Source organism: Martelella sp. FLE1502 (assembly GCF_053484255.1).
In genome coordinates, this window is record NZ_JBAKFQ010000011.1 from 40233 (window position 1) to 63994 (window position 23762).

21 protein-coding genes, 1 tRNA gene and 1 riboswitch are annotated in these 23762 nt (G+C 62.3%); of the genes, 14 read left to right on the forward strand and 8 right to left on the reverse strand.

Annotated elements, in window-relative coordinates; genetic code table 11:
• The first annotated feature begins 52 nt into the window (after positions 1-52).
• Positions 53-478: a PACE efflux transporter gene (locus tag V6767_RS11400; RefSeq protein WP_448463928.1), complete on the forward strand. Its 426-nt coding sequence runs from the start codon at positions 53-55 to the stop codon at positions 476-478.
• 91 nt (positions 479-569) lie between these two features.
• Here the strand turns inward: V6767_RS11400 and V6767_RS11405 are convergent.
• Together V6767_RS11405 and V6767_RS11410 are read right to left on the reverse strand one after the other, a co-directional pair.
• A tRNA-Arg gene (locus tag V6767_RS11405) sits at positions 570-646 on the reverse strand.
• A 137-nt stretch (positions 647-783) separates the two neighbouring features.
• Positions 784-2289 carry a sensor histidine kinase gene (locus tag V6767_RS11410; RefSeq protein ID WP_448473612.1) on the reverse strand — a complete coding sequence of 502 codons (1506 nt, stop codon included), beginning with the start codon at positions 2287-2289 and terminating at the stop codon, positions 784-786.
• A 238-nt stretch (positions 2290-2527) separates the two neighbouring features.
• On the opposite strand from V6767_RS11410, the gene rpmH reads away from it, so the two are divergent.
• The 4 genes from rpmH (at position 2528) to yihA (ending at position 5633) form a co-directional block, all read left to right on the forward strand.
• Entirely contained in the window at positions 2528-2668 is a 141-nt protein-coding gene (gene rpmH, locus V6767_RS11415) for a 50S ribosomal protein L34 (RefSeq protein ID WP_079920770.1), read from the forward strand.
• A 15-nt stretch (positions 2669-2683) separates the two neighbouring features.
• Positions 2684-3085, forward strand: a complete 402-nt coding sequence (rnpA, locus tag V6767_RS11420) for a ribonuclease P protein component (protein WP_448464052.1) — start codon at positions 2684-2686, stop codon at positions 3083-3085.
• Positions 3075-4874 (forward strand): membrane protein insertase YidC, encoded by a 1800-nt coding sequence (gene yidC, locus V6767_RS11425; protein WP_448473613.1) that lies wholly within the window; start codon positions 3075-3077, stop codon positions 4872-4874. Before rnpA ends, yidC begins: the two co-directional genes overlap by 11 nt.
• 108 nt (positions 4875-4982) lie before the next feature.
• The gene (yihA, locus tag V6767_RS11430) at positions 4983-5633 is read left to right on the forward strand and encodes a ribosome biogenesis GTP-binding protein YihA/YsxC (RefSeq protein WP_448473614.1); all 651 of its coding nucleotides are present in this window, start codon (positions 4983-4985) and stop codon (positions 5631-5633) included.
• Between the two features lie 373 nt (positions 5634-6006).
• Here yihA and V6767_RS11435 read toward each other — a convergent pair whose 3' ends face one another.
• The 3 genes from V6767_RS11435 to V6767_RS11445 form a co-directional block, all read right to left on the reverse strand.
• A complete protein-coding gene (locus V6767_RS11435; protein ID WP_448427544.1) occupies positions 6007-6564 on the reverse strand; it encodes a fasciclin domain-containing protein in 558 nt (185 codons plus the stop codon).
• Positions 6565-6703: 139 nt separating this feature from the next.
• On the reverse strand, positions 6704-7414 hold the full coding sequence (locus V6767_RS11440) for an anti-sigma factor (protein ID WP_448473615.1): 711 nt from the start codon (positions 7412-7414) through the stop codon (positions 6704-6706).
• Positions 7411-7950, reverse strand: a complete 540-nt coding sequence (locus tag V6767_RS11445) for a sigma-70 family RNA polymerase sigma factor (RefSeq protein WP_448473616.1) — start codon at positions 7948-7950, stop codon at positions 7411-7413. Before V6767_RS11445 ends, V6767_RS11440 begins: the two co-directional genes overlap by 4 nt.
• 169 nt (positions 7951-8119) lie before the next feature.
• On the opposite strand from V6767_RS11445, the gene argB reads away from it, so the two are divergent.
• Positions 8120-9007: an acetylglutamate kinase gene (gene argB / locus V6767_RS11450; protein ID WP_448473617.1), complete on the forward strand. Its 888-nt coding sequence runs from the start codon at positions 8120-8122 to the stop codon at positions 9005-9007.
• Positions 9008-9052: 45 nt separating this feature from the next.
• Here the strand turns inward: argB and V6767_RS11455 are convergent, their stop codons facing one another.
• Positions 9053-10531 carry an MFS transporter gene (locus V6767_RS11455; protein ID WP_448473618.1) on the reverse strand — a complete coding sequence of 493 codons (1479 nt, stop codon included), beginning with the start codon at positions 10529-10531 and terminating at the stop codon, positions 9053-9055.
• Between the two features lie 487 nt (positions 10532-11018).
• On the opposite strand from V6767_RS11455, the gene V6767_RS11460 reads away from it, so the two are divergent.
• Together V6767_RS11460 and V6767_RS11465 are read left to right on the forward strand one after the other, a co-directional pair.
• Positions 11019-12809: a potassium/proton antiporter gene (locus V6767_RS11460; RefSeq protein WP_448473619.1), complete on the forward strand. Its 1791-nt coding sequence runs from the start codon at positions 11019-11021 to the stop codon at positions 12807-12809.
• A gap of 151 nt (positions 12810-12960) precedes the next feature.
• Positions 12961-14157 carry a phosphoglycerate kinase gene (locus tag V6767_RS11465; RefSeq protein WP_448473620.1) on the forward strand — a complete coding sequence of 399 codons (1197 nt, stop codon included), beginning with the start codon at positions 12961-12963 and terminating at the stop codon, positions 14155-14157.
• A 326-nt stretch (positions 14158-14483) separates the two neighbouring features.
• Here V6767_RS11465 and V6767_RS11470 read toward each other — a convergent pair whose 3' ends face one another.
• Positions 14484-16691, reverse strand: a complete 2208-nt coding sequence (locus V6767_RS11470) for a TonB-dependent hemoglobin/transferrin/lactoferrin family receptor (protein WP_448473621.1) — start codon at positions 16689-16691, stop codon at positions 14484-14486.
• Positions 16692-16938: 247 nt separating this feature from the next.
• Between V6767_RS11470 and V6767_RS11475 the strand changes: the two genes are divergently transcribed.
• Positions 16939-17505 carry a tyrosine-protein phosphatase gene (locus tag V6767_RS11475; RefSeq protein WP_448473622.1) on the forward strand — a complete coding sequence of 189 codons (567 nt, stop codon included), beginning with the start codon at positions 16939-16941 and terminating at the stop codon, positions 17503-17505.
• A 6-nt stretch (positions 17506-17511) separates the two neighbouring features.
• Here V6767_RS11475 and V6767_RS11480 read toward each other — a convergent pair whose 3' ends face one another.
• On the reverse strand, positions 17512-18396 hold the full coding sequence (locus V6767_RS11480) for a LysR family transcriptional regulator (RefSeq protein WP_448473623.1): 885 nt from the start codon (positions 18394-18396) through the stop codon (positions 17512-17514).
• A gap of 394 nt (positions 18397-18790) precedes the next feature.
• On the opposite strand from V6767_RS11480, the gene V6767_RS11485 reads away from it, so the two are divergent.
• The 5 genes from V6767_RS11485 (at position 18791) to thiD (ending at position 23712) form a co-directional block, all read left to right on the forward strand.
• Positions 18791-20287 carry a CoA-acylating methylmalonate-semialdehyde dehydrogenase gene (locus V6767_RS11485; protein WP_448473624.1) on the forward strand — a complete coding sequence of 499 codons (1497 nt, stop codon included), beginning with the start codon at positions 18791-18793 and terminating at the stop codon, positions 20285-20287.
• A gap of 134 nt (positions 20288-20421) precedes the next feature.
• Positions 20422-21201: a hypothetical protein gene (locus tag V6767_RS11490; protein WP_448473625.1), complete on the forward strand. Its 780-nt coding sequence runs from the start codon at positions 20422-20424 to the stop codon at positions 21199-21201.
• Between the two features lie 138 nt (positions 21202-21339).
• Positions 21340-21434, forward strand: a riboswitch (TPP riboswitch).
• A gap of 42 nt (positions 21435-21476) precedes the next feature.
• A complete protein-coding gene (thiM, locus tag V6767_RS11495; protein WP_448473626.1) occupies positions 21477-22271 on the forward strand; it encodes a hydroxyethylthiazole kinase in 795 nt (264 codons plus the stop codon).
• Positions 22262-22900: a thiamine phosphate synthase gene (gene thiE, locus V6767_RS11500; RefSeq protein WP_448473627.1), complete on the forward strand. Its 639-nt coding sequence runs from the start codon at positions 22262-22264 to the stop codon at positions 22898-22900. Before thiM ends, thiE begins: the two co-directional genes overlap by 10 nt.
• Entirely contained in the window at positions 22897-23712 is an 816-nt protein-coding gene (gene thiD / locus V6767_RS11505) for a bifunctional hydroxymethylpyrimidine kinase/phosphomethylpyrimidine kinase (protein ID WP_448473628.1), read from the forward strand. Before thiE ends, thiD begins: the two co-directional genes overlap by 4 nt.
• Positions 23713-23762 lie beyond the last annotated feature (50 nt).

A 23762-nucleotide genomic window follows, 5' to 3' on the forward strand; every position in this document is an offset into this window, starting at 1 on the left:
CCCCGAATTGGACAACAGCCGGGACGACCCGGCATCTCATTTGAGGTTGCCCATGCGCTCCCCTCTCGATCGCCTTCGCCATGCACTGAGTTTCGAGGTTATCGGCCTGCTTCTGGTCGTTCCGCTCGGCGCCTTCGTCTTCGGCATGCCCATGCACGACATCGGCGTGGTGGGCGTCGTCAGCGCCACGCTCGCCGCCCTCTGGAACATGGTCTACAATTATATATTCGACCACATCATGCAGCGCCTGTTCGCCACCACGGAGAAGGCATTTCCGTCGCGCGTGGTCCATGCGGTCCTGTTCGAAACCGGCCTGCTGATCGTGCTGATGCCCTTCATCGCCTGGTATCTCGGCATATCGCTGTGGCAGGCGCTGGTGATGGATATATCCTTCGCGCTGTTCTACATGGTCTACGCGCTCGCCTTCAACTGGGCCTATGACATGGTGTTTCCGCTGCCGGAATGGGCGGAGGAATAGCGTCAAACGCGCCGAAGCGTGCGGAAAGCAACCAGATGTCGGCCTGCCTCAAGAGGCGAGAGGACATTCCGAATTTGTCTTGGTGAAGAAATGGCGCGCTCGGGAAGATTCGAACTCCCGACCCCCAGATTCGTAGTCTGGTGCTCTATCCAGCTGAGCTACGAGCGCTTGCCTTTTGCGGTCGCCGCGTCTGTCTGCGGCGTGCGAAACGGCTTCTAGAACCTTGCGATTTGGAATGCAAGCGGATTTCGGAAAATTGTTGTCATTTTCCTGAAACATCAAAACAGGCGGCGGGCGCGAAGCCCTTAGCTGCCGGCCTCGCTCTCCTCGCGCCAGCTTTCCAGCATCACCGGGCGGTCGGGGATTTCGATGCGGAACAGGGTGCCCTGGCCTGCCTTTTCCACAAGGCCGATCGTGCCGCCATGGGCGAGCACCAGTTCGCGGGCAATCGCAAGGCCAAGCCCCGTGCCGCCGCTGCGGGCGGAGCCGCGGAAAGCGGCGAACAGGTTCTCGCGTGCCTTCTGCGGCATGCCGGGCCCGGTATCGTCGATCGTCAGCGACACCACGCTGCCATGGCGCTGGGCGGAAACCGTCAGACAGTTGACCGATTCGGCCTTGGCCTGCTGGCCGAGCGCCTCGACGCTGTTGCGACAGAGATTGAAGATCACCCGAAACAGCTGCTCGGGGTCAGCGTCGATCTTCAGCCCTTCCGGCACCCGGTTGATCCATTCGATCGACGGATCGGCTGAGAGTTCGAGATAGTCGTGAACGTCGTTGACCAGCGACTGGACGTCTATCATCCGGCGCTTCGGCTCCGCCTCGGAAACCTGACCATAGCTCAGCACCGATCGCGAGTAGAGGGCGGCCCGATCGATCGCGCGCAAGAGTTTCGGGGCCACGCGCTTGACGACCGGATCATCGATCCCGGCAATGCGGTCAGACATCAATTGGGCGGCGGACAGGATATTGCGCATGTCGTGGTTGATCTTCGACACGGCCAGACCGAGTTCTGCAAGCCGCTTCTGCTGGCGCAAGGTCTTCTGCAATTCGCTCTGCATGGTGGCGAGATGACGGCCGGCAATGCCAAGCTCATCGGGTTCCGCGCTCGGGCGGAACACGCTCTCCGGCAGTTCGGGATGTTCGGAAAACGCCTGCATATTGGCGATCTGACGCCTGAGCGGGCGCACCAGCATCGAATTCAGGCGGAAGAAGATCAGCATCGCGGTGACGGAGGACAACAGGATACTGAGCGCGAAGATATTGCGCGCATAGATCAGCAGCGCATGGCGCAATTCATCGTCGGAGATCACCAGTTCGATGATCGCGTCGCTGTCGCCGATATTGCCGAGAATGCGGATCGCCCGGTCACCGCCGAACAGAAGCTCGTCAAAGGCATCGACCACCGCCTCCACCGGGCCGACATCGGTCAGATCGTAGCTGCGGCTGATTTCGGGCGGCATGTCGGTTACTGCCAGCAGTTGCGACATGCCGTCCTTCCTGAGCACGATCGCCTTGGTGCCCGTCGCCATCAGCGTCTCGTCCTGAAGCGCGCGCGGCAGCGACAGCGGCTGCAGCCCGTCGATGACGGTGACCGCGGCGGCGGCGGTGTTCAGCCGGTCGTCAAGCCAGCGCAGGCGCATGGTGGCGACCGCCGGCACGAAGAACACGATTTCGGCAAACATGATGATGGCGACCGTCAGCAGCAGGATGCGCCCGGACAGGCCGGAGAGAAAACGCGGCATCGCGACGCCATCGGCGCTGACGCGTGGAGATGCACGTTCCGTGCCCCGAGGGCGGTTTTCAGACCGCATCCGCTTTCTCCGATTCAACCTGAAGCCATACTATGCCCGAACGCCGCAAATGCAAAACCGGACCGGGCCGCCGGCGACTTCTCAGCCGCGTGATTGACAATTCGCGGCGCTTTCCCTTATAAGCCGCGCAGTTTCGGCTCTGCACCCGGATTTTTGCGGAGCGAACGAACATCAACCACACGCTTAACCGGTTTCGTCCGGTTTTCAAGAAGGGCCGCACACCGCGGTATTAAAACAAATGTCTACCAAGCGTACCTATCAGCCTTCCAAACTCGTTCGCAAGCGCCGCCACGGCTTCCGCTCGCGCATGGCAACAAAGGGCGGCCGCAAGGTCCTCAATGCACGCCGCGCCCGCGGTCGCAAGCGTCTTTCGGCGTAAGGGCGTTTCGCCCTTATGTCCGGGCCCGATAAAAAGGCCGAAGTCGGACGGCTGAAGACCCGTCCACAGTTTCTCGCCGTACAAAAGGGCGAGCGGCGCAAGGGGCCCCTTTTTCTGCTTGAAGTTCTCGACCGACGCGAACCCCAAACGGGGCCTCGCGTCGGTTTTACTGTTACAAAACGGCAGGGCAATGCCGTCGCGCGCAACCGCATCCGCCGCCGCCTGAAAGAGGCGGTTCGCCTCAAGGCAGCGTTTGCAATGCAGCCCGGTTGCGATTATGTCATCGTGGGCCGCAGCGAGGTGCTTGATGCGCCATTTGCGCGGCTTGTCGATACGCTGGAATCGCGGATCTCGAACCCGCCTCAAATCCGACGGAGCCGAAAGGCTTCCGCACCAGGAACTAAAGATGGAAAATAACCGCAATTCTATGATCGCGATCGGCCTGACGGTCCTGATCGTCCTCGCCTGGCAGTTCTTTTTCATGGGCCCGCGCATGGAGGCGCAGCGTCAGGCCCAGGAACAGGCCGCCCTGCAGCAGCAGACGCAGGAACAGACCGTCACGCCGGACGGCGCGACCACGACGCCCGCCGTCTCCGGTCAGGCCGGGGCAAACGGCGATGCGGTATTTTCCCAGTCCGGCGCGCAGCAGGCCTCCGCGCCGCGCGTCAAGATCGAAACGCCTTCGCTCGAGGGCTCGATCAATCTGGCCGGCGCCAGGATCGACGATATCAAGCTCAAGGATTACCACGTCACGGTTGACCCCACGAGCCCGATCGTGACGCTGTTTTCGCCGGCCGACACCCAGAACGGCTATTTCGCCGAACTCGGCTTCGTGCAGGGCGACAATTCCGGCACGGTTCCGGGCCCGCAGACGGTCTGGACGCTCGAAAAGGGCACCGAACTGACGCCGTCGACCCCGGTGGTGATTTCCTACACCAATGATGCCGGCATCAAGTTCACCCGGACCTTCTCGATCGACGACAAATACATGATCACCGTCGACGACAAGGTCACCAACAATTCCGAAAAACAGGCCTCGGTGACGCCCTATGGCCGCATCACCCGTTTCAGCCTGCCCGACGAGCCGTCCGCATGGGTTCTGCACGAAGGTTTCCTCGGCGTGTTCGGCGCCGATGCCGGCGTGACGCTGGAAACCTACAAATCGGTCGACAAGGAAAACCAGAGCTTCGACGGCGCGACCGGCGGCTGGTTCGGCGTAACCGACAAATATTGGGGCACCGCCGTCATTCCGCAGGCCAACGTCAATTACGACGCCCGCTTCTCGCATTTCACCGATGGCCGCGCGCGTTATCAGGCGGATTATTCCGACAACGCCGCGCTGACGATTGCGCCCGGACAGTCGGCCGACCTGAAGACCATGGTGTTTGCCGGCGCGAAGGAAACCAATACGCTGACGGCCTACGAGAACCAGTTCAACATCCGCCTCTTCGACCGCATGATCGACTGGGGCTGGCTGTGGTTCATCACCAAGCCGCTGTTCCAACTGATGGACTTCATCTATCACCAGGTCGGCAATTTCGGCGTCGCGATCCTGATCACGACCGTGATCATCAAGCTGATCTTCTTCCCGCTCGCCTCCAAGCAGTACGCCTCCATGGCCAACATGAAGCGCGTGCAGCCGAAGATGACCGAGCTGAAGGAGCAGTACGGCGACGACCGCATGGGCCTGCAAAAGGCGATGATGGAGCTCTACAAGAAGGAGAAGATCAATCCGGTCGCCGGCTGCTGGCCGATGCTGATCCAGATCCCGATCTTCTTCGCGCTCTACAAGGTGCTCTACGTCACCATCGAAATGCGTCACGCGCCGTTCTTCGGCTGGATTCAGGACCTTTCCGCGCCTGATCCGACCAGCATCTTCAACCTGTTCGGCCTCCTGCCCTTCGCGGTCCCCGCCGTTCTGATGATTGGCGCATGGCCGATCATCATGGGCATCACCATGTGGATGCAGATGCGCATGAACCCGACGCCGCCCGACAAGACCCAGGCGATGATCTTCAACTGGATGCCGGTCGTGTTCACCTTCATGCTGGCGAAATTCCCGGCCGGTCTGGTGATCTACTATGCCTGGAACAACACGCTCTCGATCCTGCAGCAGTCGATCATCATGAAGCGCCACGGCGTCAAGATCGAGCTGTTCGACAATCTGAAGGGCATCTTCCGCAAGAAGAAGCCGGCTTCGGAATAGGTCTGGCGAGCTCGCCCTACTCGGAGAGGCTCAAATGGCGGCAAACGCCTCAAGGAAAACACGCCCGGCACCCTTGCCGGGCGTTTTCTTCATGGTAAGGATCGGGATATGACCCAGCAGATCGCCCAGGATGCAGCGCTTTTTGCCCGCCCGTGGATTTTCATCCGCGGCGTGCCATCGATGAAGTTTCTGCCGCCGGAAGGCCCGGCGGAGGTCGCCTTTGCGGGGCGCTCCAATGTCGGCAAGTCCTCGCTGATCAATGCGCTTTTGACCCAGAAGGGGCTGGCGCGCACCTCCAACACGCCGGGCCGCACCCAGGAGCTCAACTATTTCGTGCCGGATGGCTATTCGGGTGAAGGAGAAGACCTGCCGCCGATGGCGCTGGTGGATATGCCCGGCTACGGCTATGCCCAGGCGCCGAAGCAGCAGGTGGAGCAATGGACCAAGCTAGTATTCGATTATCTGCGCGGCCGCGCCACGCTGAAGCGGGTCTATGTGCTGATCGACGCCCGCCACGGCATCAAGAAGAATGACGAGGACGTGCTCGACCTGCTCGACAAGGCCGCCGTCTCCTACCAGATCGTGCTGACCAAGAGCGACAAGATCAAGCCGCCGGCGGTCGCCAAACTCCTGGCCGCCACCGCGGAAAAGATCCGCAAGCGCCCGGCCGCCTTCCCCGCGATTCTCGCGACATCCTCGGAAAAACATGACGGCCTCGATGACCTGCGCCAGGCGATCATCGACACGATCAACATGTGATTGCGCGAAAAAGGCCGCCCCGAAGGGCGGCCAAGATTACACCGGGGTGGGTGTTTCCCGCCGGGTCTTCTCATCATGTATCCGGTCGGTATCGAGCAATAAGGGGTGAAGCCGCTCCTGACGCTATCACCCTGGGTCGGCTCACCCTTTGGTTGCTTCGCCACATCATTCCTCCATTGCGTGTCCTATTCGCGGCGGAAAACAGGTATTCCGAAGAAAACCGCATCGCCGGGACCAAGACGATGAACCCGCCCGGGGGGAGGAAGAGGGACGGCGTGAACCATCCCTCCCCGGGAGCTGCCGCCCCTGTTCAGCCAGTTATTGAGGTTCCTTGACCGGCCGGAAGCTGGAGCTGGCTTCCGGCCGCGAAGCCTCAGCTGGCCGGCAGCAGAACCTTGTCGATGACGTGGATGACGCCATTCGACTGCTCGACATCGGCGATCGTCACCTCGGCCACGCCGCCGTTCTCATCGGTCAGCGTGATGGTGCCGTTCATTTCCTTCGCCTTCAGCACGCAGCCACCGACGGTCGGCACATCATGCTCGCCGCCATCATCGGCAATCATCTTTTCGATCGCGGACGACATCGCATCCGCGGCGACGACGTGGCAGGTCAGAATCTTGGCCAGCGCATCCTTGTTTTCAGGCATCAGAAGCGTGTCGACCGTGCCGTCCGGCAGCGCCGCGAAGGCTTCATTGGTCGGCGCGAAGACGGTGAAGGGACCGTCGCCCTGTAGCGTTTCGACAAGACCGGCGGCCTTCACGGCGGCGACCAGCGTGGTGTGGTCGGCGGAATTCATGGCGTTTTCGACGATATTCTTGTCCGGATACATCTCGGCGCCGCCGACCATCGGATTGGCGGCGAAGGCCGCGATCGCGGTGCCCGAAACAAGCGCGGCGGCGACGGCGGTTTTCTTCAGAAGTGCAAACATGAATTTCTCCTCAAACTTTTCGTGTTCCGCCAGTCCTCATGGCTGGCTATGAAACAAAGGACGAAAGCCCGGACAGAGAAGTTTCAGTTTTCTTCGATTTTCTTTTAGAGGACTGTTTTACAAAGATATTTTCTTGAACTCAGAGCGATCTCAGCTCCCCGGCGGCAATCACCGGCCCGGTCGGCGCGCCCGACGGCGAGCCGCCGAACGGCTCGATCGTGACCGCGAAGGAAGCGCCGGCATCGATGCGGCCGGCGACAGTGCGCGGCACCGCGATTTCGCCTTCGCCGGTCTGCGGCAATACGCCGAGCGACAGCGGCGCATCATCGCCCGCGATCAGCCAGAGCTCGAGCGAACGCTCATCCGCCGCGCCGGCGGCAACCGGCGTGAACGTTACGATGCCGTTGCGGGCATTGTAGCGCGCCACCAGATTGACGGCATTGTCCGGCCCGCTGAGTTCGGCAAGCAGGGTCGGCTGGGCCTCGGACAGGAAGCGCTCGCTTGCAAGAAAGGCGACGGCGAAGATGATGGCGACCGCCGCGACGCCGCGCCACAGCGCGACGGAATCCCAGGCGCGGCCAATGAAGCCCTGTTTCTCCTTGCCCGTGCCGAACAGCCGGGTTTCGATGGCGCCGCGCATATAGGCCGGCGGCGTCACCTCGCCATATTCCTCGTCGAGCGGCTCGAGCCTGGCCTGCCAGGCGTGCATCAGCGCGGCGAAGGCCGGATCGGAACGCATGCGCGCCTCGGCGGACTGCCGCGCATCCCGCGACAGGGTGCCCAGCACATATTCGCCGGCAACGACGCTGTCGTAGGGCTTGTCGCCTGATGTGTCTTCCGGCGTCGTCATGCTTCCAGGCACTCTTTCAGTTTGATCAGGCTGCGCCGCAGCCGGGTTCGCATTGTATTGAGCGGAACCTTGTACTGCTCCGCCAGTTCATTGTAGCTCAGCCCCTGCACATAGGCATCCTTCACGGCCGAGGCCCAATCGGGCTCAAGACGCTGCATGCAGTGGTCGATTCTGCGCCCCTCGCTTTTCAGGTGAGCGTCTTCTTCCGGCGTTCTGGCGCCATCGGCGAGATCGTAGACGTCATCTATATCGCGCGTCGCGGGCTTTTTCTGCCGGAGCCGGTCGATTGCATGGTTTCGGGCGATGGTGGCGAGCCACCCCATCGGCGAGCGTCCATCGGTCGAGAACGTGCCGGCGCGCTGCCATATCCGCACGAAGATATCCTGCAAGGCGTCCTCCGCCTCGCCGCGTTCGCCCAGTATACGAAGACAGATCGCAAAAAGTTTCGGACTCGACTGCTCATAAAGCAGTTCGAACGCGCTTCGATCGCGCATCGAAATCCGGGAGATCAGAACGCCGAGGTCTTCACCCGCCATGAAAGCCCTGCCCTGCCATTGCGTTCCGTTCCTCCCTCATGCGCGCTCCCAGATGATAAACATCAAGTTTGCCGGCGCAAGCTCATCTTTCGGTTAACGCCGGACAGGAGTTTCCCAGACCGCGAGTTTGCGCTAAAAGGCCGCTGAGCAAATTGCAGCGGGAAACTTCATGTCACTGTCGGAAAGCGAACAGCAGGCGCGGCTCCTGGTCCAGGCCCTGCCCTATATGCAGAAATACGAGAACAAGACGATCGTCGTGAAATATGGCGGCCATGCCATGGGCGACAACGAACTTGGCCAGGCCTTCGCCAGCGATATCGCGCTACTGAAGCAATCGGGCGTCAATCCGATCGTGGTTCATGGCGGCGGGCCGCAGATCGGCGGCATGCTGAAGCGCATGGGCATTGAATCGAAGTTCGAGGGCGGGCTGCGGGTCACCGATCAGGCGACCGTCGAGATTGTCGAAATGGTGCTGGCGGGTTCGATCAACAAGGAGATCGTCGCGCTGATCAACCAGACCGGCGAATGGGCAATCGGGCTCTGCGGCAAGGACGGCAACATGGTGTTTGCCGAAAAGGCCAAAAAGACCGTGATCGATCCCGATTCCAACATCGAACGGGCGCTCGATCTCGGCTTTGTCGGCGAGGTCGTGACCGTGGACACCACGCTGCTCGACCTGCTGGCGAAATCCGAGATGATCCCGGTGATCGCGCCGGTGGCGCCAGGCCGCGCCGGCGAGACCTACAACATCAACGCCGATACCTTCGCCGGCGCGATTGCCGGCGCGCTGCGCGCCACGCGCCTGCTGTTCCTCACCGATGTGCCGGGCGTGCTCGACAAAAATGGCGAGCTGATCAAGGAATTGTCGGTCGCAGAGGCCCGCAACCTGATCCTCGACGGCACGGTCTCGGGCGGCATGATCCCCAAGGTCGAGACCTGTATCGAGGCGATCGAGGCCGGCGTCGAGGGCGTCGTCATCCTGAACGGCAAGGTCAAACACTCGGTCCTGCTCGAAATCCTCACCAAGGGCGGCGCGGGCACGCTGATCGTGCCCTGAGCTAGCCGGGCGAACCGGCGAGGTTCGCCCGTCGCCATAAAGTCATCAGGCGATATGCGGCTCGGCCTTGCCCGGGCCGCTTGCGCCTTTGTGGGCCGGCAGCATCGTCGCGAGCACGGCCACGATCACATAGGCAACCAGATTGAAGACAACCGCGCCGGCAAAGGCCTGGACATAGGCCGGGTGCTGGTCGCCGCCAGCCGGAAGCAGGCTCGCCAGTCTGGAAAAGAAAATCCCGCTGATGATCGCGATGCCGAACGCGCCGCCGAGTTGCTGAACGGCCTGCAGCGCGCCGGAGGCCGAGCCCGCCTCGCGCGCCGGCACGCCGGCCAGCACGAGCTGGAAGATCGAGGCGATCGACATGCCAAGTCCCAGCCCCGCCGTCAGCAGCGGACCGAGTACGTCCCAGTGCGAAATCGTATCGGTGATGGTCAGCACATAAGAGCGCAGCCAGAAAATGCCGACGAAAAGCAGCGCCAGCCCGCAGATCATCCTGAATTTCAGCGCCACGCTGCCGAAGCGGCCATTGGCAACCGAGGCCAGGAACACGCCAACCGAAAACGGCACCGTGGTGAGCCCCGATTTCAGCGGATCGAAATCGAAGCCGACCTGCAGGAAAATCGCAAGGCAGAGGAAGAAGCCCGGCATGGTGGAGAAAAACACCAGCGCCATAACGCTGCCGACCATGAAATTGCGGTTCGCGATCAGCGCGAAGGCCAGAAGCTGCGGCCGGTTGCGTCGGTTCTGACGACGCTCCCACAACACGAACGCCGCCAGCACCGGTATGGCGGCCGCCATCATCGCGAAGCACCAGACCGGCCAGCCGAAATTGCGACCCTCGACCAGAGGAAAGATCAGCATGAACATCGCCGCCGCAATCAGCGCGATGCCCGCATAGTCGTTGCGTCCGCCGGGGTGGCTCTCCGTATGGGGGACGAGCTTCCAGCCCGCCAGAACAGCAAACACGCCGATCGGCAGGTTGATCAGGAAAATCGCGCGCCAGCCGAGGCCGAAGAGATCGTGATCGATCAGCAGCCCGCCAATGATCGGGCCGCTGACGGTCGCGATGCCCGCCATCATGCCGAAGAACGAAAAGGCGCGCGCGCGTTCATGCGGCGGAAACATCACCTGCGCCAGCGCCAGCACCTGCGGCGTCATCATCGCGGCCGAGAAGCCCTGGAACAGGCGCGCCGCAACCAGCATGCCGATTTCGTGCGACAACCCGCAAAGCGCCGAACCGACGGTGAAGCTGAGAACGCCGACCATGAACATCCGCTTCTTGCCGACGATATCGCCGAGCCTGCCAAACGGCAGCAGCGCAAGCGCGAACACCAGCACATAACCCGCGACCACCCATTCGATATCGGAATTGGAGGCCTCGAGCCCCTTCTGGATCGAGGGCAGCGCGACATTGACGATCGTGACGTCGAGCATGTTCATGAACACGGCGCAAAGCAGCACGGCCAGCGCCACCCACCGGCCCGGATGCGGCTCGGCCTGGGCTTCAGTCAGACTGGAATTCACGAAAATCCTCCTTCTGGGCGAAGCGAGCACGGATCGGACGGCTTTGAGGAAACCGCCATTGCGCCGGATATCAACATTGGCCTCTTGGTTACCACAAGCGTCAAGCGTGGCAATGATGATGCCGACAAAAGTTTCTGTGTCGGGGCTTCATAAGATTGAAAGAAACGCCCTACGTTCTCCCGAAACCACTCGTTACACAGACACTGCTTTGAAACTGAAGACGCCGACTCCTAGCAAACCTTTCCTTTTAACGGACGTCATCCTCGGGCTTGTCCCGAGGATGACGCCGGAGGGTTAGTTAGGCTTTGTGAACAAACCCGGCTTTGCAACCAAAAAGCGGTTTGTTGTTGCCCTGAACAGGCACTCAATTTCGGCGATAAGGGCAACGCTTTAAAAAATGCCGCAAATAGCCTATTTTGTTGAAAAAAGCAGGTTTTGCCAAACCACGTTTCCACGCCCTCGCGCCGCTCTGCCGGAAGGACACAATTTGACGACGTTTTATCTAGCGGTGCTGGTGTTTTCCGGCCTCGTTCTTCTTGCCGCGCTTTCCAGCGCGCTCGCCTTCCGTTTCGGCGCGCCCCTGCTGCTCTTGTTCCTGGGCGTGGGACTGCTGGCGGGGACCGATGGCTTCGGGATCGAGTTCGACAATGACGCGCTGACCTTCTATGTCGGCTCGCTGGCGCTTGCCGTGATCCTTTTCGATTCCGGCTTCGGCACATCGTTCAAGACCTTCAAAACGAGCGCAGCGCCCGCGCTATTGCTTGCAACGGCGGGCGTGGTGGCGACGGCCGGGCTGGTGGCGTTGGCGGCTGCCGTGATCCTCGGATTCACCCTGCTCGAGGGCTTTCTGCTGGGCGCGATCGTCGCTTCGACGGATGCGGCCGCCGTGTTCTTCCTGATGCGCATCGGCGGCATCAGGGTGATGGACCGGGTGAGCGCAACTCTGGAGGTCGAATCCGGCATCAATGACCCGATGGCGATCTTCCTGACAATGACGCTGGTGTCCATTCTCTCGATGAATGAAACCGGCGTTCAGGAAATTCTGCCGATGCTGCTTCATTTCGTGCAGGAGATCGGCTTCGGCCTGCTGTTCGGGGTGGTCGGCGGCGGGCTGACCGTGCTGATCGCCAACAGGTTCAGCCTCAATCGCGGACTGGCGCCGATCCTGGTGCTGACGGCGGCGCTGCTGATCTTCTCGGCCACCGGTGCGGCCGGCGGCAGCGGGTTCATGGCGGTCTATGTCGCGGGCCTTATCGCCGGCAACCGCCATGTCCGCTATGTCGGCTCCATCAGGCGGTTTCAGGAGGGCATGACGTGGCTGGCGCAGATCATCATGTTCCTGCTGCTTGGGTTGCTGGCGACACCCCGGAACTTCCCCGAGATTTTCCTCCCGGCCTTCGCGCTGGCGCTGTTTCTGGTTTTCGTCGCCCGCCCCACCGCCGTCTGGCTCTGCCTGTGGAAATTCAACTACCGACCGCGCGAGACCAATTTCATCGCCTGGATCGGCCTGCGCGGCGCGGCCTCCATCCTGCTCGCCATCCTGCCAAGCCTTTACGGGCTGGAGAATGCCGGGCGTATCTTCAACATCGTCTTCGTCATGGTGCTGGTCTCGCTGATCCTGCAGGGCTGGACGCTGGCCCCGCTTGCCCGCTTCCTGAAGCTGGTTCAGCCGCGGGCAACCGGGGCGCTGGAGATCGTCGACATCGACCTCCACGAAAAGGCCAATCACGAATTGCTGGTCTATCGCCTTGCCGAGGGCGCGCCGGTGCTCGACGGCGCGTCGATACCGCGCTGGGCTATCCCCTCGCTGGTGGTGCGCGACGGGCTTTCCATGCGCTATTTCTACGCCGGCAACCTGAAGGCCGGCGACTACCTCTATTTGTTCGTCATTCCCGGCATGTCCTATCTGCTCGACCAGCTTTTCGCCGATCCGAAACTTGCGGCGAAGGCGGGAGAGGAACCGCTGCTGGGCACACAGGTGCTTCTGCCCGACCGCCCCGTAAAGGAGCTGCGCGCGATCGACCCAACGGTCGCGATACCGCCGGGGATCGAGGATATGCGGCTCGCCGACTACATGAAACAGGAACTCGGCGGCAAGCCGATCATCGCCGACCGCCTGCATCTCGGTCCGCTGGCGCTGATCGTGCGCGATGCCGATGCCGAGCACAACATTACCTCGATCGGGGTCTGGCGCGATGGCGCCAGCGAACGCCCTGCAAGCCCTCTCCGCTCCCTGACCCGGTTTGCGGCCCGTCTGCGACGCCGGGCGCGGCGATAGGCTTTTGATCGCGGCGACATTGCCGAACGGGCGGATTTTGAATAGGACTCCATTCGTTGATTTCAGTGGCTGCGCTTCAACGGATATCGAGACGCGCCACAGCCAAACCCGCGCCCTTCCCGGGGCGCCGCAACACGCAAGAGGACGACCCATGCCCGCCTTCAAGACCCTCGACGATCTGCCCGACATCAACGGCAAGCGCGTCCTTGTGCGCGTCGATCTGAACGTGCCCTTCAGCGACGGCCGGGTGACCGACACGACCCGGATCGAGCGCGTCACGCCGACGATCACCGAGCTTTCCGGCAAGGGCGCCAAGGTTATCCTGATGGCCCATTTCGGCCGCCCCAAGGGCCAGGTCGTGCCGGACATGTCGCTGAAGCCGATCGTGCATGCCGTCGAGGAAGTGCTCGATCACGCCGTTGCCTTTGCCGATGACTGCGTTGGCGAGCCCGCCGAAAAGGCGATCGCGGCGATGCGCGCCGGCGATATCCTGCTTCTCGAAAATACCCGCTTCCACAAGGGCGAGGAAAAGAACGATCCCGATTTCGTCGCGGCCCTTGCCGCGAACGGCGATGTCTATATCAACGACGCGTTTTCCGCTGCCCACCGCGCCCATGCCTCGACCGAAGGCCTCGGCCACCACATGCCGGCCTATGCCGGTCGCACGATGCAGGCCGAGCTGGAGGCGCTGGAAAGCGGTCTCGGCAATCCGAAGCATCCGGTGGTGGCGATCGTCGGCGGCGCCAAGGTGTCCACCAAGATCGACCTTCTGAAAAACCTGATCGACAAGGTCGACGCGCTGGTGATCGGCGGCGGCATGGCCAATACCTTCGTCGCAGCCAAGGGCATCGATGTGGGCAAGTCGCTGTGCGAGCACGATCTGGCCGAGACCGCCCGGACCATCATGGCGAAAGCGGAAAAGACCGGCTGCGCGATCGTGCTGCCGGTCGACGGCGTGGTCGCGGGCGAGTTCAAGGCCAATGCGGAAAATGAAACCGTCGCGATCGATGCGATCCCGGCCGACAAGATGATGCTCGATGTCGGCCCGCAATCCGTCACGGCCATCAATGAATGGATCGAGAAGGCCAAAACCTTGGTCTGGAACGGCCCGCTCGGCGCGTTCGAGATCGAGCCCTTCGACGCGGCCACCGTCGCGGCGGCAAAGTTCGCGGCCGAACGCACCAAAGACGGCAAGCTGACCTCGGTCGCCGGCGGCGGCGACACCGTCTCCGCCCTCAACCACGCCGGCGTCAAGGATGATTTCAGCTATGTCTCCACGGCTGGCGGCGCGTTCCTGGAATGGATGGAAGGCAAGGTTTTGCCGGGCGTTGAGATTTTGAAGAAGTAGTTGCTGAAACCCGGCTCAACCTTGCAATAGAGAAGCCATGTCCCGCAGGATCGGCTGTAGCTTGTGGACAAAGCCCGCCCCACTCTCCTTCGTCACCCTCGGGCTTGTCCCGAGGGTCTAAGCACGTCTCAAGACGACAAGCGTCTCGGACAAAAAATGTATTTAAATTCAGTCCCTTCAGAAACGCCGGCTCCGCTCGTGTGGAACGGTGGTTAGATCCTCGGGACAAGCCCGAGGATGACGCTGCGGATAAGGGAAAGGCTTTGTCTACAAACTGAAGCCGGGCCCCTCAGGACCCGGCTTTTCCTATGATCACTTGAGGTGACTCAGAACGTCTGCGTCACCGATACCTTGAATGTCCGGCCGGGCTCGGAATAGAAGCGCTCCGGCTGGGTCATGTCGGTGTCCTGCAGGTCCAGTGCGTTGTAGTAGGTCTGGTCGAACAGGTTGTAGACGCCGGCCTGGACCAGGAGACCCTCGAACTGCTCCGGCGACCACCATGCGGTGACGTCGACGATGCCATAGCCCGGCGCCTTGAACTCGGCGGTGGAGCCATCCGGCACCTTGGCCGAAAGGATCCAGTTGGCGTTCGCGCCCCAAGTCTCGACATTGTAGCCGCCGCCGATCACCGCCTTCAGCGGCGCGACCGAGCCGAGAATCTCGTTTGTATCCATGTTCCAGCCGCGCGCGAAGGCGAGCGAGGCGTGCATGTCCCAGTCATTGAGGAACGTCTTCTGGTAGCTCGCCTCGATACCGGCGATCTCGACATTGTCGATGTTGACGGTCTGAGTGATGCCGAGCGGGTAGAGGCCGGCGGCAAAGCCGAGATCGGCCGGTTCGACGGACTGCGTGTCAATGAAGTCCTTGTAGCGGCTGTAGAAGGCCGAGACCCGGCCGCCATCGTCATCATCGCCGAAGTTCGCGCCGAGCTCGACGCCCCAGCTCGTTTCCGGCTCGAGATCGGGATTGCCGATCCTGAGATAGCTGCCCGGCGCGCCGTAGTCGACGTAGAGCTCGCCCGGCGTCGGCGCGCGGAAGGCGGTCGAAATCTGGCCGTAGAGTTGGGTGAAGTCGTTGAGCTCGTAGGTGGCTAGCAGCTTCGGCGAAATGTGCCAGTCGCTCTGGCCTTCCGGCAGGCCGTTATAGTTCGGGTTGTTGCGGTAGGCGGCGGTTTCCTGCGGATCGTACTGATACCAGTCGAAACGCACGCCGGGGGTCAGCGCGAAACCGCTGTCGCCGAACACGATCTCGTCATGGGCGTAGAGGCCCAGCACATAGCCGTCCACATCAGGCGTGTCGGCCTGATTGGTGTGCAGGAAGCTGCAGGTGCTGAACGGGCGGAACGGCCCGGGACCGCAATTGTCGACGCCGCTCGAATACTGGCTGGTCTGCGAATAATAGAAGTCGCCACCGAGCGTGAAGGTGTGGAACAGCGAACCCGTCTCCACGCTCTTCTCGGCCCAGCCCGACCAGCCGTAGCGTTCCTCGTCGGTCTTGGATGTACGCGAATATTCGCCGTAGGGCGGTGCGCCGCGCGAGGGCAGGCGGATGCCGGACGTGCCGCTTTCGCGCTCGCTCTTCAGCCAGTAGAAGGTGCTGAAGGCCTGGTCGATCAGACCATCATCGGCGATGGCGTTGTAATTGTAGTCGATCGAGACGCGGTCGCGATGCTTGTCTTCGGTGCCGTTCCAGTTGTCCAGCGCATAGGTCGACCCCTGATCGGTCAGCAGCTCGATATCCTTGTTGCGGTCATAGCGCTCGACCGTCAGGCCGATCGTGTGCGCCTCCATGATGTTCTGGCGGATCTTGAACAGAAGGTTGTTCTCGTCGAAGGTCGCCGGGTTCGGCTCGCTGCGGGTCGCGCCATAGCCGCCGACATCGCCCTGGTTCTTCATTTCATCACCCGTGGCAATATCGCCCTGGAACAGAAGCGCGGTACCGCCCGACTGGATCGCGAACGCGCCCTCGCCGTCCATGCTGTTATCGGCGCTGTCATAGGTGAAACCGATGCGGCCACCATAACCCTTGTCGGGATCGATCAGGTCTTCGGGCTCAAGCGTTCTGAGCACCACCGTGCCGCCGAGCGAGCCGCTGCCAGAGCGCGAGCTGTCGGCGCCGCGCACGATGTCGATCGTCGCGATCGAATCGAACGAGAAGGCATCCCCGCCGCCGCTGGCGTCCGAACGCGCAGTGTCATCGAGATAGGGAATCTGGATGCCGTCGATAACGGTCGAAACGCGCGGGCCCTGCATGCCGCGAATGTTGACCGAGCCGGCATCATCGCCGACAAAGGTCACCCCCGGTTCCAGAATGCGGGTGTAATCGTCAAAATCGGTGACGATGTTCTGGTCGAGATCCTCGCGCGTCGACTGGGTGGCAAGCGGGGTATCGGTGATCCCCTCCTTGCCGCCCGTTGTCGTCACGCTGACGGGGGAAAGCACGGTCGTCTGGGTGCTGTCCTGAGCCAAAGAGGCCGTGGCGCTGATAAGGGTGGCCAGAGCCGTGCACGATGCCAAAATCCGCGAAATACGCATCACCGAATCCTTCTTTTTCACTGAAGAACCTGGCTGGCTTGCGAACGGCATGGCGTACTGGCTGGCTGGGCATTTTCCGGCGGTCAGCCGGTGTTGGACTATCCGCTATAAAACACGAGTATAAGTGTCAAGATAAATTGCCCGGCTTTTGACACATTTGCACCGCCTGTGCCGGATATGCGTCATCACCGCTGTCGCGCGGGCAAAAACCCGGCTATGGTGAGCCACGGGTAAAGAGGACTACCGGATGAACAAAAAGCGTCTAGCGCGCCGGGTTGCGGCCGCTGTCGGCATTCTGGTCTTGGGCAGCGGCATTTATCTTGGCGGCCTGCAGGCAAGCGGCAATTTTCACGAGGTCAAGGCGGGCGAGTTCTATCGCTCGGCGCAGCCCAGCGGTGACGCGCTTTCGCTCTATATCGACCGGCACGGCATCAGGACCGTTATCAACCTGCGCGGCGCAAGCCCCGGTCGGGCGTGGTATGACGACGAGATCAGGGTGAGCGCACAAAAGGGCGTCGAACATATCGATTTCCCGATGTCGGACCGGACCATCTTGTCGCCGGAGCGCAGCATGGAACTGCTGGCGCTGATGCGCGATGCGCCGAAACCGATCCTGGTCCACTGCAAGGCGGGCGCCGATCGCACCGGGCTTGCCTCCGTGATGTATCTCCAGCAATTGGGCGGCATCGACGAGGAAACCGCCGAGTGGCAGCTTTCCCCACTTTACGGCCACGTCGCCCTGCCCGGCATCGGACCTTATGCCATGGATACGAGTTGGGAAGACCTCGAGAAAGTTCTCGGCCTCGATAGCTGAAGGCCCCTACGGCGCAAACCGCGACCGCTCCTCCTTGAACCGACGCGCCAGAAACGCGCGGATGAGCGCGATTCGCGCGAGGCTGCCGGTGTCGGGGTGGGAGAGAAGATGATACGCCCGGCGGAAGCCGACGGACGGCAGGATGCGTTCCAGACCCTCGCAGTCGCGGGCGACGAAATCGTGCAGGATGCCGATGCCAATTCCCGCCCTCACCGCCTCCATTTGCCCGGCAACGCCAGCGCAGCGGAATTGACGGCCGGCAAAGCGCGCAAGATGCCCCGCATAATTCAGCGACGAGGCATAGGCATAGTCCTCCACCCCGGTGACGACGACGTGGGCTGCAAGCGCCTCCTCGCTTTCGGGCGTGCCGTGCCGGCGGAGATAGGATGAAGCGGCATAAACGCCGAGCGTGTAGTCCGTCAGCTTGGAAACCACCAGCCTGCCCTCCGCCGGCGGATCGAGGGTGATCGCGAGATCCGCCTCGCGCTTCGACAGCGAGAATGTGCGCGGCAGGGGCACCAGCTCGACGATCAGGCCCGGATGCTCCTCCTGCAGGCGTCCGAGTTCGGCGGCAAGGAAATAGGTGCCGAGCCCGTCCGGCGCGCCAACCCGCACCGTGCCGGAAAGGCTGGCGCCGCGCGCTCTCGTATCCTCCGTAATGCCCAGAATTTCGGTCTCCACCCGCTCGGCCACCGCCAGGAGCCGCTCGCCCGCCTCCGTCAGCGTCGAGCCGGAGGGGCGGCGCTCGAACAGCGGTTCGCCGAGCGCCTCCTCCAGCGCGTTCAGCCGCCGGGCAACCGTCGCATGATTGAGCCCAAGCGCCTGCGCCGCAGCAAGAATCTGCCCCCGCCGCGCCACCGCCAGAAAGACCCGCAGATGATCCCAATCCATACGACTGCCCTATAATTTTTGCACAATGGATTTTAGAATTATCGTGTTTCTTTGCAGAAATTAATAGGCGATAGTGTCGGCACACAGCATCGATCTTTCCCTGGAAGGCAGGGGAATTGAATATGGCCTTGCGGCTTGCTCCCAATACTCTCTCCCGCTGGCGGGAGAGATGTCCCGAAAGGGGCCGTGAGGGTGGCGCGGCATCTCGTCTCGTGAGGGCGTTCGTGGGGATAATCTCCCCCCTCACTGTCGCTGTCGCGACATCTCCCCTCCGGGGCGAGAAGATTGGGGGGCTATGCGGAAGGGCCATGAACGACAGCCTTGCCCTCAAGCGGGAAGATTGATGGCTTCACAATCCAAGAGCCTCATTGGCAGCAACACCGGAGGAATACCCATGAAATCCATTCAGCATTTTGTCGGCGGCAAGCCGTTTGCGGGAACCAGCACCCGCACCGTGCCGACCTATAATCCCGCAACCGGCGAGCAGAGCGGCGAGCTTTCGCTTGCCAGCAACGCCGATGTGCGCGCCGCCGTCGAGGCCGCCAAGGCGGCGTTCCCAGACTGGTCGGCGACCACGCCGCTGCGCCGCGCCCGTATCCTGAACAAGTTCCTGTCGATCCTGGAAGACCGGATCGACGAAATGGCGGCCGTGATCACCGCCGAACACGGCAAGGTCCATTCCGATGCGCTCGGCGAAATCCAGCGCGGCATGGAAGTGGTCGAATTCGCGACCGGCGCCCCGCAGCTTCTGAAAAGCGAATATACCGAAAATGTCGGCACCGGGGTCGACAGCTACGCGATCCGCCAGCCGCTCGGCGTCGTTGCCGGCATCACGCCGTTCAACTTCCCGGCCATGGTGCCGATGTGGATGTTCCCGATCGCGCTTGCCGCCGGCAACTGCTTCGTGCTGAAGCCGTCCGAACGCGACCCGTCCGCCTCGCTGCTGATCGCCGCATGGCTGAAGGAAGCGGGCCTGCCCGATGGCGTGTTCAACGTGGTGCAGGGCGACAAGGAAGCCGTCGACGCGCTTCTGAACGACCCGGATATCGAGGCCGTCTCCTTCGTCGGCTCCACCCCGATCGCGCGCTACATCTACACAACCGCAACCGCCAACGGCAAACGCTGCCAGGCGCTGGGCGGGGCCAAGAACCACATGATCGTGATGCCCGACGCCGACATGGACCAGGCCGCCGATGCGCTGATGGGCGCCGCCTTCGGCTCCGCCGGCGAGCGCTGCATGGCGATCTCCGTTGCCGTGCCCGTGGGCGACGAGACGGCGGACAAGCTGATCGACAAGCTGAAGCCCCGCATTGCCGCCCTCAAGGTCGGCCCCGGCACCGATCCGGAAGCCGATATGGGCCCGGTGGTGACGGCGGCAGCGCTTGAACGCGTGACCGGCTACATCGATTCGGGCGTGGAAGAAGGCGCGGAACTGGTGGTTGATGGCCGCGGCCTGAAGCTGCAGGGCTACGAGAACGGCTATTTCGTCGGCGCGACCCTGTTCGACAAGGTCACTACCGACATGAAGATCTACAAGGAAGAGATTTTCGGCCCGGTCCTCTCCGTCGCCCGCGCAAAGAGCTATGACGAGGCCGCCCAATGGATCAACGACCACGAATTCGGCAACGGCACGGCGATCTTCACCCGCGACGGTGACGCCGCCCGCGAATTCGCCCACAAGATCAAGGTCGGCATGGTCGGCGTCAACGTGCCGATCCCGGTTCCGATGGCATTCCACTCCTTCGGCGGCTGGAAGGCCTCGCTGTTCGGCGATCACCACATGCATGGCCCGGAGGGCGTCCGCTTCTACACCCGCCTGAAGACCATCACCCAGCGCTGGCCCAAGGGCATCCGCGCCGGCGCCGAATTCTCGATGCCGACGATGAAGTAATGTATAAACGTGACCTCCGCGTCCTGAGTGCGCGGAGGTCACGTGTTTCTTTGGTTGCTCCACGTCTTTCTACAACCGGTTACCAGTGCTAACCTGTCACTACTTTTACGGGTGTCTCGTAGGAACCGGTGGGTATGATGATTCGATTGTTGATGGCCTTCGCGGCCTGCAGCGTATTCGCCTGTGAAGCCTCTGCATGGTCGTTCGAAACGCATCCGCAGCCGACAAGACCGGAAATGACGTTCGAGGAATGGGAATTCGCGACCTCCGAACTCGACTACAATCCCCGCATTCCCGATTGCGGTGATTATCTGCGCGGGCACTACGAAATCTATGAAAAGCGCTATCCGGCATTCGCAGACGAGGGAACAGAAGAGGCACGCTATCAACTCTGGCGCGAATACATCCAGACAGACAGTGCTTTCGACGACCTCAATACCTGCATGACCCTGCCATATGTCATGGCTATGTTCCAGCTGGCAGGCAAGCTACGCATTGACAGCGACCTTATCTATTGCGGCCGTTTTTCCCGTAACCCGGAGACGGAGGGCGAAGTCGAATTCGCTGGACTGATGGAGCGCCTGCAAGACGCGGCGAAAAGAGGCAGCGAGGCGGCCCTTCTCTCATTTCTCATCACCGACGACGGCGAGGGCCTGACTCCTTTGAACCCGGACGTCCTCTACTATCTCCATGCAAGTCTGAAGGGCACGCGGACGGCCGAGGAACAGCACCTCTTCGATGACGAATTCATTTTCCGGCATCGCGCCTGGAACCAGGACAATCTAGCCGACCAGCTTTCGCCCGAGCGGCAGCATTTCGTCGAGCAGGCGGCCAAGGATCGCGATCTCGCATCCGTTCTGGCGACCACCGGCCCCTGTCGCGAAACGGCGTGGCGAGCCCCTTCGCCTGAGTAACACCACCTCTTTCCGAAGCGGCTTTTTCTGGTATAACGAGCCACTGGAGCGCGTCCAGGAAAAGTGGATACCGGTTTTCCGTCCGGACGCGCGCAAAAACAAATAGATAGAGCATTTCGGGTTTTCACCGGAAATGCTCTCGAGCGACAGGGGCGTCCGTGAGAGCGGGCTGAGATGTACCCTTGGAACCTGATCCGGATCATGCCGGCGGAGGGAGTCACTCGGGTCTTTGCTTCGGCGCCCGAGTTCCTCCGCGACAAACAAGGAGGACGCCGATGGCCGATATCGCCCCCATACTTGAGAAGATGCGCGCGGACGCGCCGCTTACCCAATGCATCACCAATTACGTGGCGATGAATATCGCCGCGAATGTTCTGCTCGCCGCCGGCGCTTCTCCGGCCATGGTCCACGCCAAGGAAGAGGCCGGCGAGTTTGCCGGCATCGTCTCCGCCGTCACCATCAATATCGGCACGTTATCCCCCGACTGGCTTACCGGCATGAAGGCCGCGATCGAGACGGCCAACGGCAAGCGAACGCCTTGGGTATTCGACCCCGTCGCCCATTTTGCCACCGGCTTCCGCGCCAGGGCCGCGCGCGAAATCCTCGACCTCGGGCCCACGATCCTGCGCGGCAATGCCTCCGAAATTCTCGCCTTCTCCGGCGCCACCAGCGCCGGCAAGGGCGTCGATGCCGGCGACAGCGTCACCGCCGCCGAAGAGACGGCGAAGGCGCTTGCCCGCGAGCGCAACATGGTGGTGGCGGTCACCGGCGAACGCGATTTTGTGACCGACGGAAGCCGCATTGCCCACATCGGTGGCGGCTCGCCGCTGATGCCCCGGGTCACGGCGCTCGGCTGCGCGCTGACGGCGCTTGTCGGCGGCTATGCCGGAGCATGGCGTGACGATGCCTTCGAGGCAACGGTCGCGGCACTTGCCCATTACGCAGTGGCCGGCAGCCGCGCGCATCGAAAGGCCGAGGGCCCCGGCTCGTTCCAGGTCCATTTCCTCGATGCGCTCGCCGCCGTCACGCCCGAAGCACTTGGCCTTGAGGCGGAGATCGAATGGCTATGAAATTCGACCTTTCCCTCTACCTCGTTCTCGATCCCGATCTCTGCGGCGATTACGGCATGGTCGCCACCACGCGCGATGCCGTCGCCGGCGGCGCGACAATCGTGCAGCTCCGCATGAAACGCGCCTCGACGCGCGAACGCATCGACATGGGGCTTGCGCTTAAACAGGTGACAGCCGGCACGCCGGTCCGGCTGATTGTCAATGACGACGTCGAGGCCGCCATCGCGATCGATGCCGACGGCGTTCATGTCGGCCAGGAGGATGCCCGCCCGAAAGATGTCCGGGACCTGATCGGCGATGACAAGATTCTCGGCGTTTCCGTCAACGGCCTCGACGTCGCGCGCGCCTTTGATCCAGCCGGCATCGACTATGTTGGCGCCGGTCCGGTCTTCGCCACCAGCACCAAGTCCGATCACGCGCTGCCCGTCGGCTTTGCCGGCCTTTCCTCGATGATCGCGCTTTGTGGACTGCCGGCCGTTGCGATCGGCGGGTTGAAAGGGGAGCATGTGGAATCCACATTCAGGCATGGGGCCGACGGGATCGCCGTCGTTTCGGCCATTTGCGGCCAGCCCGATCCATATCAGGCGACGGCGGATCTTGCCGAAGCCATCCGGAAGGCGAAGCAATGATCGCAAACATCCTCTCGATCGCCGGTTCCGATCCCTCGGGCGGCGCCGGCATTCAGGCCGACATCAAGACCTTTTCGGCACTCGGAACATACGGCATGGCGGCGATGACGGGCCTGACGGCGCAGAACACCCGCGGCGTCACCGGCGTGCACGAGGTTCCCTCGGCCTTCGTCGCCGAGCAGATCGCCGCGATCTTCGATGACGTGAAGGTCGACGCTATCAAGATCGGCATGGTCGTCAATGCCAATATCGCCGTCACCATCGCCGACAGCCTGCGCCACCATGTGGAGGTGCCGGTCGTGCTCGATCCGGTCATGGTCGCCAAGGGCGGCCACCGGCTGCTGCCGGAAGACGCCATCGAGGCGCTGAAGGATCATGTTATACCGCTTGCCGCCGTGCTGACGCCCAACCTGCCGGAAGCCGCCGCCCTGCTCGGCGTCGAGACCGCCGCCACCCGCGATGAGATGATCGAGCAGGCAACCGCGTTGAGAGGCCTCGGTGCGCAGGCGGTGCTGCTGAAGGGCGGTCATCTGGAGGGCGCGGAAAGCCCGGATCTGCTAGTGACAGCCACCGGCGAGGAATGGCTGGAGGGCGCGCGCATCGATACCGCGAGCACTCATGGCACGGGCTGCACGCTTTCAAGCGCGATCGCGGCCGAGATCGGCAAGGGCGCGCCTCTTTCGGAAGCGGTCGCAAGCGCCAAGCGCTATGTCGCCGGCGCGATTGCCGCGGCCGACAGCCTGCATGTCGGCTCCGGACATGGGCCGACCCATCATTTCCATGCGCTGTGGGGCGAAGTCACCAAAACGTGATGCCGTCGGCCCCGCAGTCAGCCGCCGTTCATCTTTTCTACGCTAATCCT

Coding starts and splice junctions, on each gene's coding strand:
- V6767_RS11400 (WP_448463928.1), top strand. CDS start 53: ATGCGCTCCCCTCTCGATCGCCTTCGCCATGCACTGAGTTTCGAGGTT.
- V6767_RS11410 (WP_448473612.1), bottom strand. CDS start 2,289: ATGCGGTCTGAAAACCGCCCTCGGGGCACGGAACGTGCATCTCCACGC.
- rpmH (WP_079920770.1), top strand. CDS start 2,528: ATGTCTACCAAGCGTACCTATCAGCCTTCCAAACTCGTTCGCAAGCGC.
- rnpA (WP_448464052.1), top strand. CDS start 2,684: ATGTCCGGGCCCGATAAAAAGGCCGAAGTCGGACGGCTGAAGACCCGT.
- yidC (WP_448473613.1), top strand. CDS start 3,075: ATGGAAAATAACCGCAATTCTATGATCGCGATCGGCCTGACGGTCCTG.
- yihA (WP_448473614.1), top strand. CDS start 4,983: ATGACCCAGCAGATCGCCCAGGATGCAGCGCTTTTTGCCCGCCCGTGG.
- V6767_RS11435 (WP_448427544.1), bottom strand. CDS start 6,564: ATGTTTGCACTTCTGAAGAAAACCGCCGTCGCCGCCGCGCTTGTTTCG.
- V6767_RS11440 (WP_448473615.1), bottom strand. CDS start 7,414: ATGACGACGCCGGAAGACACATCAGGCGACAAGCCCTACGACAGCGTC.
- V6767_RS11445 (WP_448473616.1), bottom strand. CDS start 7,950: ATGGCGGGTGAAGACCTCGGCGTTCTGATCTCCCGGATTTCGATGCGC.
- argB (WP_448473617.1), top strand. CDS start 8,120: ATGTCACTGTCGGAAAGCGAACAGCAGGCGCGGCTCCTGGTCCAGGCC.
- V6767_RS11465 (WP_448473620.1), top strand. CDS start 12,961: ATGCCCGCCTTCAAGACCCTCGACGATCTGCCCGACATCAACGGCAAG.
- V6767_RS11470 (WP_448473621.1), bottom strand. CDS start 16,691: ATGCGTATTTCGCGGATTTTGGCATCGTGCACGGCTCTGGCCACCCTT.
- V6767_RS11475 (WP_448473622.1), top strand. CDS start 16,939: ATGAACAAAAAGCGTCTAGCGCGCCGGGTTGCGGCCGCTGTCGGCATT.
- V6767_RS11480 (WP_448473623.1), bottom strand. CDS start 18,396: ATGGATTGGGATCATCTGCGGGTCTTTCTGGCGGTGGCGCGGCGGGGG.
- V6767_RS11485 (WP_448473624.1), top strand. CDS start 18,791: ATGAAATCCATTCAGCATTTTGTCGGCGGCAAGCCGTTTGCGGGAACC.
- V6767_RS11490 (WP_448473625.1), top strand. CDS start 20,422: ATGATGATTCGATTGTTGATGGCCTTCGCGGCCTGCAGCGTATTCGCC.
- thiM (WP_448473626.1), top strand. CDS start 21,477: ATGGCCGATATCGCCCCCATACTTGAGAAGATGCGCGCGGACGCGCCG.
- thiE (WP_448473627.1), top strand. CDS start 22,262: ATGGCTATGAAATTCGACCTTTCCCTCTACCTCGTTCTCGATCCCGAT.
- thiD (WP_448473628.1), top strand. CDS start 22,897: ATGATCGCAAACATCCTCTCGATCGCCGGTTCCGATCCCTCGGGCGGC.